The organism is Anabaena azotica SJ-1 (assembly GCF_047275885.1).
GTDB lineage: Bacteria > Cyanobacteriota > Cyanobacteriia > Cyanobacteriales > Nostocaceae > Trichormus_B > Trichormus_B azotica_A.
This window is the reverse complement of record NZ_CP178454.1, coordinates 1,388,967-1,407,538: the sequence shown is the minus strand read 5'-3', so window position 1 is coordinate 1,407,538 and position 18,572 is coordinate 1,388,967. Positions and strand designations below refer to the sequence as shown.

Sequence of the window (18,572 nt, the reverse complement as noted above, 5' to 3'; positions counted from 1 at the left end):
ATTTCCTGCTCGGTGTCTAAATATTTCTATTTCTCCCGTTATGCTGTTTTACAGCCTGTCTTTTGACAGAATTACCTATTTAAAGTAAATTTGCCAACTATAAAAGTTCTGATTTGGGCTTCAGAACTCATAACTCAGGACTCAGAACCTCACTTATGCTAGATTTATTGCTGATTACCATCCTGGGCTTCCTGGGGAGTTTTGGACATTGCTTTGGAATGTGTGGACCTCTAGCAGTGGCGTTTTCCCTTTACCATCAAGAAGAAACTCTAGGTTGGCAACAGCAATTAAAATTTCATACTCTGCTAAACTTAGGGCGAATGTTGAGCTATGCTCTAGTCGGTGCAGGTATTGGCGCTCTGGGTTCAGTGTTGGTTGAAGGGGGACAACTAGCGGGTATTGGTAGCGATTTACGCCGCTGGATAGCAATAATTACTGGAATTATGTTAATTTGGTTTGGTGTAGGACAAGTTAAACCAGACTTGCTACCGCATATTCCCTTATTACATCCCCTATTAAAAGGTAGTTTACATAACCGCCTGGCTGCGGGAATGATGAAGCTATCCTTACAGACAAGATGGTGGACACCAGCACTTTTGGGTATGACTTGGGGTTTAATGCCTTGTGGTTTTTTATACGCTGCTCAAATTAAAGCCGCAGCCACAGGTAATTTAGGTCATGGTGCAATTACCATGTTAGCTTTTGGGTTGGGAACTTTACCGACGATGTTAGGAGTAGGTGTTTCTACTTCTTTGATGAGTAAAGATCGCCGTAGTCAATTGTTCCGCTTGGGTGGTTGGGTGACACTGATCATTGGCGTAATTACCCTATTGCGGACTGGTGACACAATGGTAGATTACAGTGGACACGCTGCCCTAATTTGCTTAATTTTAGCGTTAATTGCTCGTCCTATCAGTAATTTTTGTCCTTCATTGCTGCGCTATCGTCGCGCTTTAGGAGTAGGTGCTTTTGTGCTATCGGTGGCACATACGATCCATAATATACAACATACTTTAGATTGGAATTTTGCTGCTTTTTGGTTCTTGCCACGAGAATTTCAATGGGGAATGAGTGCTGGTGCTGTGGCTTTGGTGTTAATGAGTCCTGCGGCTTTTACCAGTTTCGATTTTCTACAAAAGTCTTTAGGTAAGCTTTGGCGAAAAATTCACCTTTTGAGTGTTCCTGCTTTGATATTGACTACTATTCATGCGGTATTGATTGGTTCTCATTACTTGGGTGCTTTAAGATTGAATTGGGGTAATCAATTAGCAGCTTTGTTATTGGGAATTATTACTCTTGGTGTTTTGTTGGTGCGATCGCACTTTGTTTGGTCAATTTTAAAAATAGAAAAATTCTATCTTCCTGCAAAGAAGACAGGTGATAGGTAACTGATGACTGGGAAAATGTTTTTATGAATTACCTATCCCTGACGGGATTTGTAGGCTTTATTATGAATTACAAATTATTTCTAGTCTTGTTATTTACATCATTTACATTCCTGCCTATTGTTTCTGCCCACACAATCAAAATAGCAGGTGATGTTGGTGGTACTATCCACATTGAACCTAATGATAACCCCAGTGCTGGGCAACCTGCTCAAACTTGGTTCGCTCTGACTCGCAAAGGTGGTCAGGTACTGCCCCTCAAAGAGTGTAATTGTCGGTTAGCTATTTATGCCGAACCCCATACACCAGGAGAACCTGCACTGCTTGAACCTCCCTTAAAACCTGTTGATGCTGAACGGTATCAAGGCATACCAGGAGCAGAAATTACTTTTCCCAAACCAGGAGTTTATGAACTGCAATTAAGTGGTAAACCAGCAACAGCAGGTAATTTTCGACCTTTTGATTTAAAGTTTCAAGTCACCGTGGCTGCTGGTAAGGCAGTAACAGCACCACAAGTAGGAGAAAATGTGACTGAGACTAATCAAAAGCAGGGTGCGGCCATAGAGTTGGCACAGCCGATAATTATCGTGGCAATTGCGCTGTTATCTATAGGTATTGTATTATTCCTCATTCAAGCAGTGAAAAGAGATTGACAACTCCCCATTACTTAGGGCTTGCTTAATAAAGCGAAAACTTAGATACAGCAGATTGCAAATCAATGAGGTACAGAATTTAAATTGAAATCTAGACAGCAAGGGATTTTGACTCCTGACTCCTGACTCCTGACTCCTGACTCCTGACTCCTAGTCCCTAACGGAAATACTTTTTCAGCAAACCCTACTTACTTGTGTCGTTTTTGATGCCACTGCCAAGCATGAGCGACAATATCTTTAATATCTGGATAGCGGGGTTTCCAACCTAAGAGGTTTTTGGCTTTTTCACTTGTGCCAATGAGAACAGGAGAGTCACCAGGACGGCGATCGCACTCTTGTACAGGTATAGTAATTCCCGTCACTTCCTCAACAGCAACAATGACTTCTCTGACAGAAAAGCCGTTACCATTGCCTAAATTAAAAACAGCACTTTCACCATCTTTAATTAGATATTCCAACCCTAAAATATGGGCATCTGCTAAATCACTAACATGAATATAATCCCTAATGCAAGTACCATCAGGGGTGGGATAATCAGTACCAAAAATGGAAATTGATTCCCGTTTGCCTAAAGCTGTCATCAACACCAAGGGAATCAAATGAGATTCGGGATGATGATCCTCTCCCAATAAACCATTAGGATCAGCACCAGCAGCATTAAAGTAGCGGAAACGTACGGATTTTAAACCGTAAGCAACATCAAAATCAGAAAGAATCTGTTCTACCATCAACTTAGTCATCCCATAGGGATTAATGGGGTTTTGGGGATGATCTTCTGTGAGGGGAATAAATTGAGGTACTCCATAGGTAGCACAAGTAGAAGAAAAGACAAATTTTTTAATAGATGCTGCCAACATCGCTTCTAACAGAGTCAGAGTTCCTAATACGTTATTACGGTAGTATTTGTCGGGGTTTGTCACTGATTCACCTACATAAGTATAGGCAGAAAAGTGCATAACCGCTTCAATGTTGTGGGTTTGAAAGATATTGTCCAACAGAGAGCGATCTTCTATATCACCTTCAATCAGTTCCACCTGCAAAACCTGTTCTACCAGATCACGATGCCCATAAACCAGATTATCGAGGATAATTACCTGATAACCTGCTTGCACCAAAGCTAGGACTGTATGAGAACCGATATACCCTGCTCCCCCTGTTACCAAAATGGTGGGCTTTTGCGGTGGCATAATTTTTCCTTTCAACGAATTGACTAATACTAAATTAATTTAGTTTACTGGTGCTACATTACTCTTTTGGAAAATTCCAAAGAATACACTCAGGGTCAAAAAATTGCACTAAAATCACTACGACGGTAGTCTGTGTATGTGTGGTGTGAGTTATTTTTTAGTCACTGAGCAATTACAATTTGACGATAAAATAAACCCATTTACCTCGTCCCCTAGACCTGCCGCACCAGCAAATTAGAGAGTTAATCTATGTTTCAATTACTAAGCCGGGTTTTGCTGTGGCTGTTAATTGGCGTTGTTGCCTATTCTTTGTTCAAAAGATTCTACCCAACAGTCAGCTTTGTTGGGCAATTTGCTTTAGGGATTGCACTAGTCGTTTTAGCTTTGGCATTTCTGAATCCTAGTGAACCAGCGGTGGCTTCCCTATGGCGGTTTATCTCTTTTCCTCTCAAGCCTCTAGGCGCATCAGTTTTAATGTTGGTTCTTGCTGCCCAAAAAATTAAAGGTGGTGGGATAGAGAAACCGGGAGGACAATTACTAGCTTGGGCGCTGACTATTTTGCTGTTGTCCAGTACACCAGCGATCGCTTACTTTTTAGTAAGATCACCAATTGCGGCAATGGTTCCTGCTCCGACATTGATGGCTTTTAACCCGACCATTACTACCAATAACATCTCAGATGTAATGACAGATGGCATCCTACCTGTGGGAGATATGAAAATTCCTTCCTATCTACTGCAAAATCCTCAAGCTATTACTACCCGTGGGTTGCGTGTGGAAGATTTTGTACCTAATGCGGAAACCTTGCAACTCACTACCCAAGTTTGGGAAAGTTATCTTAACCAGATTTACGTTTTCTTGCGTGGACGCTCGTGATCAGGAGACAGAAGACAGGAGACAGATTCTTTTTTCCTCATCATCCCATCTCCCTCATTCTCAACATACAAATCAGATGTTTGACAGCTTTACTGGCCTGATTTAAAGCAGTCTAGTGATCGGGTAGAGTATGTTAAGAATGGCTGCTGAAATGGTTACATAACCAAACAATAACGGCAGTTAGTTGACTAGTTCAGGATGATAAAGTTGCAAACTTGCTTGAATGGCACAATCTCGACGGCTTGCTAAACTCGGTACTTACCTACGTCCCCATTGGCAGGACACTGCTTTAGGCATTATTGCTTTATTGTCTGTCAATGGGCTGGGCGTTTATATCCCTTTGCTGATTCGCTCTGGGGTGGATACACTTTCAACAACCTTTAGTTTGAATCAAGTCATACGTTATGCGGTCATAATTATCTCGCTGAGTTCCGCAATGTGGATGATGCGTATGGCTTCCCGCATCTGGATTTTTGGTGTGGGTCGTCAGGTAGAATTTGAACTCAAGCAGCGAATTTTTCAGCATTTGCTTAAACTTGAACCGGCTTATTTTGCTACCAATACTCCTGGTGATTTAATTAGTCGGGCTACTAGCGATGTGGAAAATATCAGGCGTTTGCTAGGTTTTGCGGTATTGAGTTTAGCAAATACTGTGTTTGCTTATGCTCTGACACTGCCAGTGATGCTATCAATTAGTGTGGATCTGACATTAGCTTCTCTGGCAGTTTATCCATTTATGTTCTTGTTGGTGCATTTGTTTAGCGATCGCTTACGTCAACAACAAGCCGTAGTGCAAGAACAACTTGCGGATATGAGTGGACTGATTCAAGAAGATATCAGTGGCATTTCTTTGATTAAAATTTACGCTCAAGAAGACAATGAGCGTCAAGCCTTCCAACAAAAGAATCAGGATCTATTAACAGCTAACTTAACATTGGCACGCACCCGAAATACGCTGTTTCCGCTAATTGGTGGTTTAGCGAACATCAGTTCCCTGATCATCATTTGGTTGGGAACGATGCGGATATCTTCTGGTTCTTTAGCTGTGGGTGATTTTTTGGCTTTATTAATTTATGTAGAGCGTCTAGTTTTTCCCACGGCTTTGCTAGGATTTACAATTACTGCGTATCAACGGGGTGAAGTAAGTATTGACCGACTAGAATCAATTTTGAGTGTAACTCCCAAAATTAAAGATCCACCAGATGCTATCCATTTGGTAGCTAATACAATCAAAGGGGAAGTAACAGCTAAAAATCTTAGTTACACCTACCCTGGTGCGAATATCCCAGCTTTAAATGATATTAACTTTACTATTGCTCCTGGGGAAATAGTGGCAATTGTCGGAGCTATTGGCTGTGGCAAATCTACTTTAGCTAATGCTTTACCCAGGTTGTTAGATATTGAAGCGGGGCAGTTGTTTTTGGATGGTTTGGATATTACAAAAATAGCTTTAAATGATTTACGCGGTGCGATCGCTTACGTACCTCAAGACAGCTTTTTATTCAGCACCACCATTCAGAATAATATCCGCTACGGCGACCCAATCCGCGAACAAGAAGACGTGGAAACAGTAGCTCGTCTAGCTCAAATTGAAGCAGAAATTAATACTTTTCCCCAGCAATATGAAACAATTGTTGGTGAAAGAGGAATCACTCTTTCCGGTGGACAGCGACAACGCACAGCTTTAGCTAGAGCCATGTTAATTGATGCTCCAGTTTTAATTTTAGATGATGCCCTTTCCAGCGTTGATAATCAAACAGCTACCCAAATTCTCAAAAATCTCTCTAGTGGTACACAACAGAAAACCGTGATTTTTATCACTCATCAACTTTCTGCCGCTGCGACTGCTGATAGAATTATGGTCATGGAAAAGGGTAAAATTGCCCAAATTGGTAAACATACAGAACTTGTTGAACAGCCAGGATTATATAAAAAATTGTGGAGTCAGCATCAAGTAGAAGAACTGCTTAAATAGGGTTTGCTCAAAAAATCTTTACATTAGGGCTAGGAGTCAGGAGTCAGGAATCAGGAGTCAGGAGTCAGGAGGAAGAATTAGAAGAAGAGTCTTAAATCAGATCCAGTCATAGGTTTTTGGTAGTTTCAACGCTTCTTCCTTCGCGTCCTTTGCGTCTTTGCGGTTCATTTAATCCATATTCTTTGAGTGCGAAGGGAGTAAGCAAGATCAAAAAAAGGACGAACTCAAAAGTCCGTCCTAAAATTGCCGAAGAAAACCCAAAAATTAAACCTTGGCTTCCTCCCTTACCAACTTATCCCAACCCAAATCCTTCAAATTATTATTCCTTCTTAAAGGACGAGTTACCAACTCCAAAACATCACGTGCATTACCAAAACCGTGAATCTGTGCAAAGGTAAACTCCACAGACCACTTAGTATTAATACCCCGTGCTTCTAAAGGGTTAGCATGAGCCATACCAGTAATTACCAAATCTGGTTTTAACTCATAAATACGTTGGACTTGATTGTAATTATCAGGCTTTTCTACAATCGTTGGTAAAGGAACACCCATTTCCTGACAAGTCTTCTCTAACAAAGCTAACTCAGCAGCTTGATAGCGTTTATCCATGTAAGGAATACCGATTTCTTGAACAGTCATTCCACAGCGAACTAAGAAACGTGCTAGGGAGATTTCTAATAGGTTATCACCCATGAAAAATACAGATTTACCGCGAATTAATTTCACGTATTCTTCTAAATTTTCCCAAATTTGTGCTTCTCTTTCATCTAAACCTGTGGGTGTAATTCCAAATACAGAACAGATTTTTTCTACCCATGCGCGTGTTCCATCTGGGCCAATGGGAAATGGTGCGCCAATTAATTTACATTTACGCCGACGCATTAAAGTTGTAGCAGTGCGGCTGAGGAAAGGATTGACACCAGCAACATAATACCCTTCTTCCAAAACAGGTAATTCTGTGAACCGTTTTGCAGGTAGCCAACCAGAAACTTTAATACCTTGTTTTTTCAGTTCTAAAGTTAATTGAGTGACTACAGGGTCAGGAAGAGAACCGAAGAGAATCAAAGGTGGATGATCGACATATTCTGATTCTTCTTGGGCGATATCTTCTTTTTTCTTACCGAAGTTAAGCAGCTTTTGAATGGCGTTGCGATCGCTCTTATCCGTTTCCGATACTGGAGCCTTTTCGGGACAACGATTAGCCATAGCGGCTAACACAGTGTCCTCTCCTTGGGTAAATGCGTAGTCGAGTCCGTTAGCACGGGCAACAACAATGGGAATACCAAGTTCCGCTTCTAACTTAGGTGCTAAACCTTCCAAGTCAGTTTTAATAATTTCCGTGGTACAAGTACCAATCCAGACAATTACGCTAGGATTGCGATCGCGTTTAATTTGCTCACACAATCTTTTTAATTCTTCATAATCATTCAACTGTGCGGAAATATCCCCCTCTTCCAACTCAGCCATAGCATAGCGGGGTTCAGCAAAAATCATTACCCCCATTGCATTTTGTAAAAAATAACCGCAGGTTTTTGTGCCTATTACTAAAAAGAAACTATCTTCAATTTTTTGATATAACCAAGCCACACAGCTAATAGGGCAAAAAGTATGGTAATTACCAGTTTCGCATTCAAAATTTAAAGCTGATGGTTCTTTAGCAACAGTCATTTTTATTTTCTCCCCTTGAAATTTATTCAATTAACAGTGTTCAGTTATCAGTTGCCAATCTTTTTATTGTGTACTGATAACTGTTTACTGTTAACTGATCACTGATTTAATTGTTGGGGAATAGACGTGCCATTTCTGATTCATCAAAAACCTCTGATGGCAATTCTTCCCCCAAAAGACCATTATTGTCTTCACCTTCGTGCAGAGATGTTTCATCACCCCAAACATCAGACAACACATCTCGAAATTCATTTTCATCAGGTTGACTGATATCATCAAATCCATTGGCATCAGACAGACTTAAATCACCTAATCCCGATACCTCATTCTCTGCTGTTAAATCAATAGACTCAAAAGACATCCCACTAAAATCATCTTCTGTTTCCAACGATGATTTTTCTGACTCCTCTGAGAGACTATAGTCAGATAAAGAAATATCATTGAAGCCATTTTCATTTCTTTGAGAATCACTGCCAGCCCAATTATGTTCAGTGGCATCAATTCCCATTGTGAAGTCCTGATCAATGACTTCTTCCTCAGAAACAGTGAAATCAGAAATCGAAGATGTCTCCTCGTCATCAGACACATCTGCAGGGATATCTTCAGTAACCACTTGGGAAAAACCTGAGTATCTCTCTGGTTCTCTAGTTGGACTCAATCTATTGCCAAGCAGTATATCTGGATCAAAATGCAATCCCAGCACTTCAATAAGAGTATCAGCGTCGGGATTTAATTTTGCAAAAGGAAACATCAATTGGGCTAGTTTCGGTTCTAGCGCATTGACAACTCCCAGGATGAGGTAAGAAGAGGGTCGCTTCCCGCCATCGGGGGTATAAACGGATTCTATTGCCATTTGCAAGGTAATCCAGTCGCGGTTCACTTGGAAGAACTGCAACCACTTTTGTTTAATTGAATCGGTAAAACTATCAAAGAAAGCCATAATGTCCCCCATCCTGAAGAGGTAAATTGTTTTATACAATCATCAAGTCTAATTCCTCTTCTACAATAGTGGGTTGTGGTTTACTCGGATTTAAATAAAAATCTGACAACAGAGAAAAAAGTTCACGATCAGGGGCATCGTTAGGAACAACACCTTCAGGACGAGATAAAATTTGGTCAGCGATGCTGAGGTAATAGTCGCAAACGTAGTTTAGGGAAGGATCTGACTCTGCCATCTCAAACAGAGTTTTGCCTTTAACACGGGAAACACGAATATCTTCAATTAAAGGTAATACTTCCAAAACGGGCATTGGTACGGCTTCTATATATTTCTCAATCAAATCGCGTTTAGCAGTACGATTACCGATTAACCCAGCTAGTCGTAATGGGTGGGTTCTAGCTTTCTCACGGACAGAAGCTGCAATGCGGTTAGCAGCAAATAAAGCATCAAAGCCATTATCTGTAACAATCAGGCAGTAATCAGCATAATTAAGAGGTGCGGCAAAACCACCACACACAACGTCACCTAGAACATCAAATAAAATTACATCGTACTCATCAAAGGCGTTAAGTTCTTTTAACAGTTTGACTGTTTCACCCACTACATAGCCACCACATCCTGCACCTGCTGGCGGACCACCTGCTTCAACGCAGTCAACACCACCATAGCCTTTATAAATGACATCTTCGGGCCAAACATCTTCGTAGTGATAATCCTTTTCTTGCAGGGTGTCAATAATGGTGGGAATCAGAAACCCAGTCAGTGTAAAGGTGCTGTCGTGTTTGGGGTCACAGCCAATTTGTAGGACTTTTTTACCGCGTTTGGCTAATGCAACTGAGATATTACAGCTAGTAGTAGATTTGCCAATTCCGCCTTTTCCGTAAACTGCTAGTTTCACTGTTGTTTGCCTCTTATAGTTTTTTTTTCAAACTCGCGGCTCAAACATTGGCCTTTCAACTAGCCTGAGTCAGCGATGTGTGAGGTATGTGAATGCCATTATTGTCCAAAGCTTCTGGAAAATAAAGGGGTTATAAATCTGTAAATTGACGTTAAATAGTTTAATTAAAATAAAAATAGATATTTGATCGGTAAAATTGGTTTTAAATCTCTAAAAAAGCTGGATAATTTAATTTATAGGGATTTATTAATTTTTTTCATAAAAAAAGTTACAAAATACAAAACACTAAAATCTGCTTTTGATAATGGTTTGCATAGAATTATCTGATGGTTACGAAGACTTTTTAGCAAGCAACTAGACTGCTGTTAATTGGAATCAAAATCATTGTCAGTGCATACAACGAGAATGGTATTCACTCTTTAGATAGGAGATAAATTGATAGTTTTCGGCACTTTGGTAAACAATGAGTAATTGGAGTTGATGAGCGATCCCTGAGCGCCAGCTATCATAGTTGTAAATTATTATTAAATAATCAAATATATGACTAAAGTTAATTAAAACATGACAGTGATAACTTTCATGTATAATTATAAATTTTCTGCAACAGACTGTATTTCCTGCAATGATTGCCAGCCAGCGTGCCATTGAGAGTTATCTTGTAATAATTTGGCATTGAGCCAAAAGCGAACATTAGGATCACAAGCAGCTACCATTTCTGCATATACCCATTTACCCTGATTTTTGCGGTTAACTACTTGAAAATGTCGCCAACCATCAACTTTTTGTTGTGCTGTCCACTTAGAACCGAGTAAATAAGGAAACTTTTGTTTTTTAGGCATTGGTTCTTCGATGTTGAATTTTGGATTGGTGCTATTGTTAAATCTACTGTAGGAATAATACAGCAGAATTCAGGAGTCAGGAGTAAAACTGGCTTTATGTATAGGTTTGAATATTAGATGCGTTCGCCCTGCTAACTACGCAAACTGCTGTATTTACATTCACAATTATGAATTACCATAGTTTTTCTGTTGGAGAGGGATAGTAATTACGAATTTTGTCCCCTGACCAATCGCTGAGATGCACTCTAGACTACCGTGATGTTTTTCTGAGATTATTTGATAACTAATTGATAATCCCAAACCTGTGCCTTTACCAACTGGTTTAGTCGTGAAAAATGGTTCAAATAAATGCTTTTTGTTGTCTTCTGGAATGCCATAGCCATTATCAGTAACAGCAATACAAACTTGATTATCATTAGTTATGGTAGTTTGAATAATAATTTGTGGGAATTCATATTGTTTATGGTTGTTTACAGCATCATCAATAGCATCAATAGCATTGATTAAAAGGTTCATAAATACTTGATTAAGTTGACCAGGATAACACTCAACCAAAGGTAATTCACCGTATTTTTTAATAACTTCAATAGTGGGGCGTTTATTAGTCGCTTTGAGACGATTTTGTAAAATTAGTAATGTACTTTCAATCCCCTCATGGAGATTGACTTTTTTAAATTCGGCTTCATCTAAACGAGAAAAATTACGTAAGGATAAAATAATTTCTTTTATTCTTTGGCTACCAATTTTCATAGAGTTAAGTAATTTAGGCAAGTCAGTAATCACATAATTTAAATCAATTTCCTCTGTGGCTTCAGAAATTTCTATTACTGGCTGCGGATAGTGATGTTGATAAAGCTTGATTAATCTAATTAAATCTTGAATATATTCATCCGCAGGATCAATATTGCCATAAATAAAGCTAACTGGGTTATTAATTTCGTGTGCTACACCTGCTACTAACTGTCCTAAACTAGACATTTTTTCACTTTGAACTAATTGAGTAGCTAATTTTTGTGCTTTATATTTAAGTTCTGCTTCTGAGTCTCTTAATACTTTTTCTGCTTGCTTTCGCTGTGTGATATCATGCAAAATTACAATATAATCTTGAAAATCTTGATGTGTTTGGTTAGATACAGAAACTTCAATAGTTTGAACTTGAGATTTTTTGATGATGATGTGTTCGCTGCGGGTTTCCCAATTAAATGGAATTGGGTCTATGTCTATTAGCCATTGTTGCAGATAAGTTCCTAATAAATCTGATGTATTTATTCCAAAAAAAACGGCAGTAGAGGCATTAGCTTGGCGAATAATACCTTCTTCATCAACTACTAAGATGCCATCTTGAGCAAAGTTAAATAAGTGTGCTGCGGCTGCTTGTGCTTCTGCCATAGAAACAACTTGTGGTAGACTTGTCCAACAGGCGATCGCCACCCCCACAAACACCACTATCATTAGTAGAACAACTATTAAATTTTCTGCTCCTTGATTGGCTAAGTTATTAATTTTAACACCAAATAACCAACCCACAATTACTGCACCACTGAGTAGAGAAATGAGGATAATTACTTGATAAATCACGGATTCATGGACATTAATCCAGGGACGATAATTATATCGCTGTATCCACCAATTAGGATTAAATAAGGCAAAGCGTGAATGGTGAATAAATTTATCTATAGCGATAATTCCTAACGGAACTAGCAAACCAATCAGAAAATCTTTCCAACCCCAAGCTAGTCCTCCTATTAGGAGTACAAATATTTCTAATACAAACAAAGCTGATGTGAAACGGGGAAACAAAACTTCTGGTTTAGCACCTCGTAAACAGATGCCCAAATGTACAGCCATGATGGAAATAAACCAGCCTAAATTACCAACTACAAGAATTTGGGGAACATTACCCCAAATTAAACAGGCTAGGCTAAGTATTAATGTTAGTGTTAATGCTGGTCCAAATACACCTCGACGAGATACAACTGCGAATACAGATGATAAATATTTTTCAATAGCTAGTTGATAAAGAATTCTTGGACAATTAGAAACGACTGTAGCAGATGCCAATAAACAGGAAGCAGCCAGTAAAAAAGTAACTAAAAGACCAGCATACTTTCCCCAAAAGTGTTCGGAAGAAACTAACAAGCTTAAAAAAGTACCATTGTCTGTATTTATAGATGTCCCTAATCGTGTTTCCACCCAAGAAGCACCTATATAAATCGGTATCATTAACCAAGCAGCTACGGAAAGAAACGAGAGAGTTTTTTTGGGATGTATGCTGTCAGCTACAAAAGCTGAAGCTGTTTCACAGGCATAGGTGGCGTAGCTGACGTAGAGAAACCACTTAGCCCAATTAGCAAAACTGGGTATTGTTAGCTGTTCAGGAAATAGCCCAGGACTATCGGGGGAAAACACTAACCAACCCAAACCCTGACTGGTAAATAGCAATAATAGACCGACAGCAGGGAGGACAAAAAACAAATGCAGAATACTTAAGGCGCGAGTACCGCTAAATGCCAAAATGAAGGGTAATAGTGTCAAGGCAATTGATAATAGCGGCGCTGGAAATGTCAAGTTGACAGATGCTAAGTTAACTTTAATTAAGTCTGTCAGCACGATCGCATTGACTGGCAAGACAGAAACCCAACTAAAAAAGTACCCTAAAGCTGCATAGAGAGCTAATCCAGGGTATTTTTTGAGTAACCTACAAGCGTAGTTAGGCGTTCCACCTGCTACATTCTGCCAACTTTTTCCCAGGTGTTTAACTTGATAATTCAACAACATCCCAAAACAAACAGCTGGTATCCACACAAAAATAGCTTGTGATTTAAGTTCAGCATGAATAGCTGGAATCACAGCAATCCAGAGGATATGACCAGTTAACCCAAAACCCCAAGTTTCTAACGTACTCATGGTTCGAGTTAAACGCATTCCTACAGATGGCCTGTCTGGAGAAAATGCTGAATTCAACATGACGAGTGAAGTCTGAACGGAACCTGAGTTATAGATTAAAACAAATTTGTGCAGAAGTTGTGCAGAATGGCAGTAAAAATTTAGTGATAATCATGCTTGACAAATTTGTATTCTTCAGCGGTTAAAACCGTTATTTATCCTGAACCACTATAATTATCAGCAATACTACGCAAATTAAATAAAAGCTGGGGATAGGGGTAATTAAGTCGCCAGTAGTTACATCATGAGTAAGCAGCCCCAACTGTGTCTATAGGGATGTTTTGCAAAAACGGGCGGTAATACTACTGGATAAAGACGTGAAGACCGATCCATCCGTTATCTGACATCTTTTTAAAATGGCTCTAGCAGATTATCAAAAAGCCTATGCAACCTACTAATCCTAACCAATTTACAGAAAAAGCTTGGGAAGCGATCGCCCATACTCCCGATATTGCTAAACAGTACCAGCAACAGCAGCTAGAAAGCGAACATCTCATGAAAGCACTGCTGGAACAAGATGGACTAGGTAACGCAATTTTTACTAAAGCAAATGCAAATCTGCAAAAAGTCAGGGATTACACTGATCAATTTATCTTACGTCAACCAAAAGTATCAGGAAGTAGCAGTTCTGTATATTTAGGACGCAGCTTAGATACATTATTAGACCGCGCAGATAAATATCGCCAAGAATTAAAAGATGAATATATTTCCATTGAACACATCCTGCTAGGATACGCTAAGGATGACCGTTTTGGTAAAAGTCTACTCCAAGAATTTGGCTTAGACGAAGGCAAACTAAAGAATATTATTAAACAAATTCGTGGGAGTCAAAAAGTGACAGACCAAAGCCCAGAAGGAAAATATCAATCATTAGAAAAATACGGACGTGATTTAACAGAAGCAGCACGTCTAGGTCAATTAGATCCCGTAATTGGTCGTGATGATGAAATTAGGAGAACAATTCAAATTCTTTCCCGGCGCACCAAAAATAACCCGGTATTAATTGGTGAACCTGGAGTTGGTAAAACCGCAATTGCCGAAGGTTTAGCACAGCGGATAGTTGCTGGAGATGTTCCCCAATCTCTAAAAGATAGAAAACTCATTGCTTTAGATATGGGGGCATTAATTGCCGGAGCAAAATTCCGGGGTGAATTTGAGGAACGCCTGAAAGCAGTATTAAAAGAAGTCACTGAATCTGGCGGGAATATTGTATTATTTATTGATGAAATTCATACCGTAGTTGGTGCAGGTGCAACTCAAGGCGCGATGGATGCCGGTAATTTGCTCAAACCCATGTTAGCAAGGGGTGAATTACGTTGTATTGGGGCGACAACTTTGGATGAATACCGCAAATATATAGAAAAAGATGCGGCTTTAGAAAGACGCTTCCAGCAAGTTTATGTAGGTCAGCCCAATGTCGAAGATACGATTTCGATTTTGCGTGGGTTGAAAGAAAGATATGAAGTGCATCATGGGGTAAAAATCTCTGATAGTTCCTTAGTGGCTGCGGCTACGTTATCCAGTCGTTATATTAGCGATCGCTTCCTTCCCGATAAAGCCATTGACTTAGTAGACGAAGCCGCAGCTAAATTGAAAATGGAAATTACCTCCAAACCAGAGGAACTAGATGAAATTGATCGTAAAATTATCCAATTAGAAATGGAGAAACTTTCTTTACAAAAAGAAAGTGATTTAGCTTCCCGTGAACGTTTAGAAAGACTAGAAAAAGAACTCGCTGACTTCAAAGAAGAACAAAGTATTCTCAGAATTCAATGGCAATCTGAAAAAGATATTATCACCAAAATTCAATCCATCAAAGAAGAAATTGATCGAGTGAATCTAGAAATTCAACAAGCAGAAAGAAACTATGATCTCAATCGCGCTGCTGAATTGAAATATGGTAAATTAACAGATTTACATCGGCAATTAGAAGCCGTAGAAAGCGAACTTGCTAACGCCCAAGGAACAGGTAAATCTCTATTACGAGAAGAAGTCACAGAAGCTGATATAGCCGAAATCATTTCTAAATGGACAGGAATTCCCATCAGCAAATTAGTAGAATCAGAAAAAGAAAAATTACTGCATTTAGAAGATGAACTGCACCACCGCGTCATTGGTCAAGCTGAAGCCGTAACAGCTGTAGCAGATGCAATTCAACGTTCCCGCGCTGGACTTGCAGACCCAAATCGTCCCATAGCTAGTTTTGTTTTCCTCGGACCAACAGGTGTAGGTAAAACCGAATTAGCCAAAGCTTTAGCTGCATATATGTTTGACACCGAAGAAGCTTTGGTGCGAATTGATATGTCAGAATATATGGACAAACACACCGTTTCTCGATTAATTGGCGCACCTCCAGGTTATGTTGGTTATGAAGAAGGAGGGCAATTAACAGAAGCTATTCGTCGTCGTCCTTATGCGGTAATTTTGTTTGACGAAATTGAAAAAGCACACCCCGATGTATTTAATATCTTCCTGCAAATTCTTGATGATGGTCGCGTTACCGATTCCCAAGGTCGAACGGTAGACTTTAAAAATACCATTATCATTATGACTAGTAACATCGGTTCTCAATATATTCTTGATGTCGCTGGTGATGATTCTCGGTATGATGAAATGCGTCATCGGGTGATGGAAGCAATGCGGAATAGTTTCCGTCCTGAGTTCTTAAACCGCATTGATGAAGTTATCATTTTCCACAGTTTACAGAAATCTGAATTACGCCAAATTGTGCAGTTGCAAGTAGATAGACTCAGACAAAGATTAAGTGATAAAAAAATGTCTCTGAGGCTTTCTGGTGCTGCTTTAGACTTTTTAGCAGAAGTAGGTTATGACCCTGTATTTGGTGCCAGACCATTAAAACGTGCAATTCAGCGGGAGTTAGAAACCCAAATTGCTAAAGCTATTTTACGCGGTGAATTTAACGACGGTGATACAATTTTTGTGGATGTTCAAAACGAACGTCTGGCTTTTAGTCGTTTACCAGTAGAAGTCTTTACTGCTTAAATTTGTCAGAGTATCTTACAGACCCGGTTATTCTATAGCCGGGTTCTTGACTTTGTGGGCTTTATATTTTGTAAAATAAATTTTATACACCCTGCTTTTTGTTGGCTTTTGCAGGCAATATTTAATATAGGTAAGCATTCAGGATACAGCATTGAAAATTTAGGAAGTATGGGAGTTTTTAAGTCATGATTAATAATTTATAGAAAAACTTGCTTCTCTAGAGACTGCTGGCAGAATCTATTCTGACTCCTGACTCCTGACTCCTGAATTCTTACTAATATAGAAATTCTAAAAGATATGTGAGACAATCTATGGTCTGTTTCCTACAAACATGATCTAAGTACAAATTGAATAGGAGTGCTATATATGTCTTTAGAACAAGTTGAAAATTTTTATACTATGTTGAATTCAGAACCAGTTATGTATGAACTATACTGTAACAATTGCTGTAAGCGGGGAGTATTTGATAGTTGTCATTGGGATAAAACAAAAATTGTTAATTTTGCTGCTAATCTTGGCTATGCTTTTACTGAGGCTGAATTAGAGGAATTATGGTTTGCAAGTGAACCGATTAGATTAGTTCGTAATATCAACTCCCGCTAATTCCTGACGCTTTGAATTTACCCTCATTATTTATAATATAGCCCACCGACTGGTTGATAATTTATTTTTACCAATTAGCAATTATCAATTCATCTGATTGAGACCAGCACCAAAGGTAGGGGAAAGGAAAACTATTCTCCTTTTCCCTTGAAGCTTTTCTCTTTTCCTCTAAAATAAACTGCCTTCCTGTTGTAAAAACTCCTCTTCCTCTGGAGTGGAGATCCGCCCCAATATTTGGTTACGATGAGGAAAGCGCCCAAACCGGGCAATTACTTCTTTATGCTGAAATGCATATTTAATAGCATTAGCACTTTCAGGATCATGGCTAAGTTGCTGAAATAACTTAATGCATTGACGCTGATGTTCTAAATTTTCACTGTGTTCAAAGGGCAAATAAATAAACCAGCATTGTACAGGTAATAATTCCCGGTCATAGCCTTGTGCAACTGCGTGTTGCGCTGCTGAGAGTGCTTCCCAGTCAGTTGCAAAGGCTTCCGGAGTATTGCGAAACATATTTCGGGGAAATTGATCTAGCAACAGAATCAAAGCTAGACAGGTTTCTGGTGCATTTATCCAATCGTCTAAGTATCCTTGTGCAGCTTTTTGGTAATACTCTAAAAACCGGGTTTGTATTGCCCGGTCTATATCGGGTTCTTTGCTAAACCATAGTTGTTGTGGTTTACCGTAACCTGGTTGATCAGGATGACCAAACCAAAATTCCAAAATAGCTTTTGCCTGTGACATTACTGTTATTGACTATTACAAAGCACTTGTCGCATTTTACGCATATTTGCTGGTAATTCCAAATTTATTGCTTGTTGAATAAAAATTGAGGGGATGGGGATATTCGGTGTTGCTTGGACTGTATAGGCTAATAATGTGCCGTTTCCCAGGTCTTTGAGTTCTATGTTGGCGTGAAAATCCTCAAAGCTGCCTTTTTCCATGCGAAATTGAATTTGCTGTCCTAGTACCTCAACAACGTTGAGATAAATTTCTACTTGGGCTGTAAAAAATAAAAATGCTTTTTGTGCTGCTTGATACAGACGTTTTACATCTCCTTTGACTAAAACTTCGCTTTTGGTAATGTCAGGAAAATATTGTACCCAACGAGGATAATCTGTAATTTGCTGCCATACATTTGAACGCACTAGGGGTAAATACATCCATGCGGTAACAGCACCACCCCAGATTGTATGCGATCGCGTGTGCAGCAAAATTTCACCCTGCATTAGCATCCTTTGCTTGTCTTGATTCCAAAGCATATCTATACCTTTAGTATTTGAGTTTGATATATGAAATGCAGACATAGTTATTTTAGTTACTCCTCAACAAATAGTTATCAGTAAACATTCTGCTTTTTTAGCTGCCATTTCTTTGAGATTTCCCCACCTCTAAATGCGGAAGGTTTTAGTTGGTGGTGTAAAACCCTGCAACTGATAACTAATTTCCATCATCTACCAAATCAGGGGCTGAAACTACAAACCATCGGATTTGGTAAATTTTACCGCACTCAATTCTAATTACAGTTCAATTTATAGATTTTCTGGATATGATTTAATTTAAGTTTTTTATCGTATAAAATACTTAGTTAATTAAAAG

At 39.2% G+C, this 18,572-nt stretch carries 14 protein-coding genes; 6 read left to right on the top strand and 8 right to left on the bottom strand.

Features of this window, described 5'->3' with window-relative positions; translation table 11 throughout:
- Positions 1 to 155: 155 nt before the first annotated feature.
- Both ACLLO5_RS06070 and ACLLO5_RS06065 read left to right on the top strand, forming a co-directional pair.
- Positions 156 to 1,388, top strand: a complete 1,233-nt coding sequence (locus ACLLO5_RS06070) for a sulfite exporter TauE/SafE family protein (RefSeq protein WP_413174586.1) — start codon at positions 156 to 158, stop codon at positions 1,386 to 1,388.
- Positions 1,389 to 1,411: 23 nt separating this feature from the next.
- The gene (locus ACLLO5_RS06065; protein ID WP_413174585.1) at positions 1,412 to 2,038 is read left to right on the top strand and encodes a hypothetical protein; all 627 of its coding nucleotides are present in this window, start codon (positions 1,412 to 1,414) and stop codon (positions 2,036 to 2,038) included.
- Positions 2,039 to 2,226: 188 nt separating this feature from the next.
- Here the strand turns inward: ACLLO5_RS06065 and galE are convergent, their stop codons facing one another.
- A complete protein-coding gene (gene galE, locus ACLLO5_RS06060) occupies positions 2,227 to 3,225 on the bottom strand; it encodes a UDP-glucose 4-epimerase GalE (RefSeq protein ID WP_413174584.1) in 999 nt (332 codons plus the stop codon).
- Between the two features lie 249 nt (positions 3,226 to 3,474).
- On the opposite strand from galE, the gene ACLLO5_RS06055 reads away from it, so the two are divergent.
- Positions 3,475 to 4,101 carry a hypothetical protein gene (locus ACLLO5_RS06055; protein WP_413174583.1) on the top strand — a complete coding sequence of 209 codons (627 nt, stop codon included), beginning with the start codon at positions 3,475 to 3,477 and terminating at the stop codon, positions 4,099 to 4,101.
- Between the two features lie 223 nt (positions 4,102 to 4,324).
- Positions 4,325 to 6,076, top strand: coding sequence for an ABC transporter ATP-binding protein (locus ACLLO5_RS06050; RefSeq protein WP_413174582.1), 1,752 nt, complete (start codon positions 4,325 to 4,327; stop codon positions 6,074 to 6,076).
- A 264-nt stretch (positions 6,077 to 6,340) separates the two neighbouring features.
- On the opposite strand, the gene ACLLO5_RS06045 is transcribed toward ACLLO5_RS06050, so the two are convergent.
- From ACLLO5_RS06045 to ACLLO5_RS06025, 5 genes are all read right to left on the bottom strand, one after another.
- Positions 6,341 to 7,744, bottom strand: coding sequence for a ferredoxin:protochlorophyllide reductase (ATP-dependent) subunit N (locus tag ACLLO5_RS06045; RefSeq protein ID WP_413174581.1), 1,404 nt, complete (start codon positions 7,742 to 7,744; stop codon positions 6,341 to 6,343).
- Between the two features lie 106 nt (positions 7,745 to 7,850).
- On the bottom strand, positions 7,851 to 8,684 hold the full coding sequence (locus ACLLO5_RS06040) for a DUF5331 domain-containing protein (protein ID WP_413174580.1): 834 nt from the start codon (positions 8,682 to 8,684) through the stop codon (positions 7,851 to 7,853).
- Between the two features lie 31 nt (positions 8,685 to 8,715).
- Positions 8,716 to 9,582 (bottom strand): ferredoxin:protochlorophyllide reductase (ATP-dependent) iron-sulfur ATP-binding protein, encoded by an 867-nt coding sequence (bchL, locus tag ACLLO5_RS06035; RefSeq protein ID WP_413174579.1) that lies wholly within the window; start codon positions 9,580 to 9,582, stop codon positions 8,716 to 8,718.
- 587 nt (positions 9,583 to 10,169) lie between these two features.
- A complete protein-coding gene (locus tag ACLLO5_RS06030) occupies positions 10,170 to 10,421 on the bottom strand; it encodes a TIGR02450 family Trp-rich protein (protein ID WP_413174578.1) in 252 nt (83 codons plus the stop codon).
- A gap of 165 nt (positions 10,422 to 10,586) precedes the next feature.
- Positions 10,587 to 13,388: an ATP-binding protein gene (locus tag ACLLO5_RS06025; RefSeq protein ID WP_413174577.1), complete on the bottom strand. Its 2,802-nt coding sequence runs from the start codon at positions 13,386 to 13,388 to the stop codon at positions 10,587 to 10,589.
- A 363-nt stretch (positions 13,389 to 13,751) separates the two neighbouring features.
- Here ACLLO5_RS06025 and clpB point away from each other — a divergent pair, with 363 nt between their 5' ends.
- Together clpB and ACLLO5_RS06015 are read left to right on the top strand one after the other, a co-directional pair.
- Positions 13,752 to 16,370 carry an ATP-dependent chaperone ClpB gene (gene clpB, locus ACLLO5_RS06020; RefSeq protein ID WP_413174576.1) on the top strand — a complete coding sequence of 873 codons (2,619 nt, stop codon included), beginning with the start codon at positions 13,752 to 13,754 and terminating at the stop codon, positions 16,368 to 16,370.
- Positions 16,371 to 16,736: 366 nt separating this feature from the next.
- The gene (locus ACLLO5_RS06015) at positions 16,737 to 16,973 is read left to right on the top strand and encodes a Nif11-like leader peptide family natural product precursor (RefSeq protein ID WP_413174575.1); all 237 of its coding nucleotides are present in this window, start codon (positions 16,737 to 16,739) and stop codon (positions 16,971 to 16,973) included.
- A gap of 168 nt (positions 16,974 to 17,141) precedes the next feature.
- On the opposite strand, the gene ACLLO5_RS06010 is transcribed toward ACLLO5_RS06015, so the two are convergent.
- Together ACLLO5_RS06010 and ACLLO5_RS06005 are read right to left on the bottom strand one after the other, a co-directional pair.
- Positions 17,142 to 17,717, bottom strand: coding sequence for a DUF924 family protein (locus ACLLO5_RS06010; RefSeq protein WP_413174574.1), 576 nt, complete (start codon positions 17,715 to 17,717; stop codon positions 17,142 to 17,144).
- Between the two features lie 5 nt (positions 17,718 to 17,722).
- Entirely contained in the window at positions 17,723 to 18,280 is a 558-nt protein-coding gene (locus ACLLO5_RS06005; RefSeq protein WP_413174573.1) for an SRPBCC family protein, read from the bottom strand.
- Positions 18,281 to 18,572: the final 292 nt, after the last annotated feature.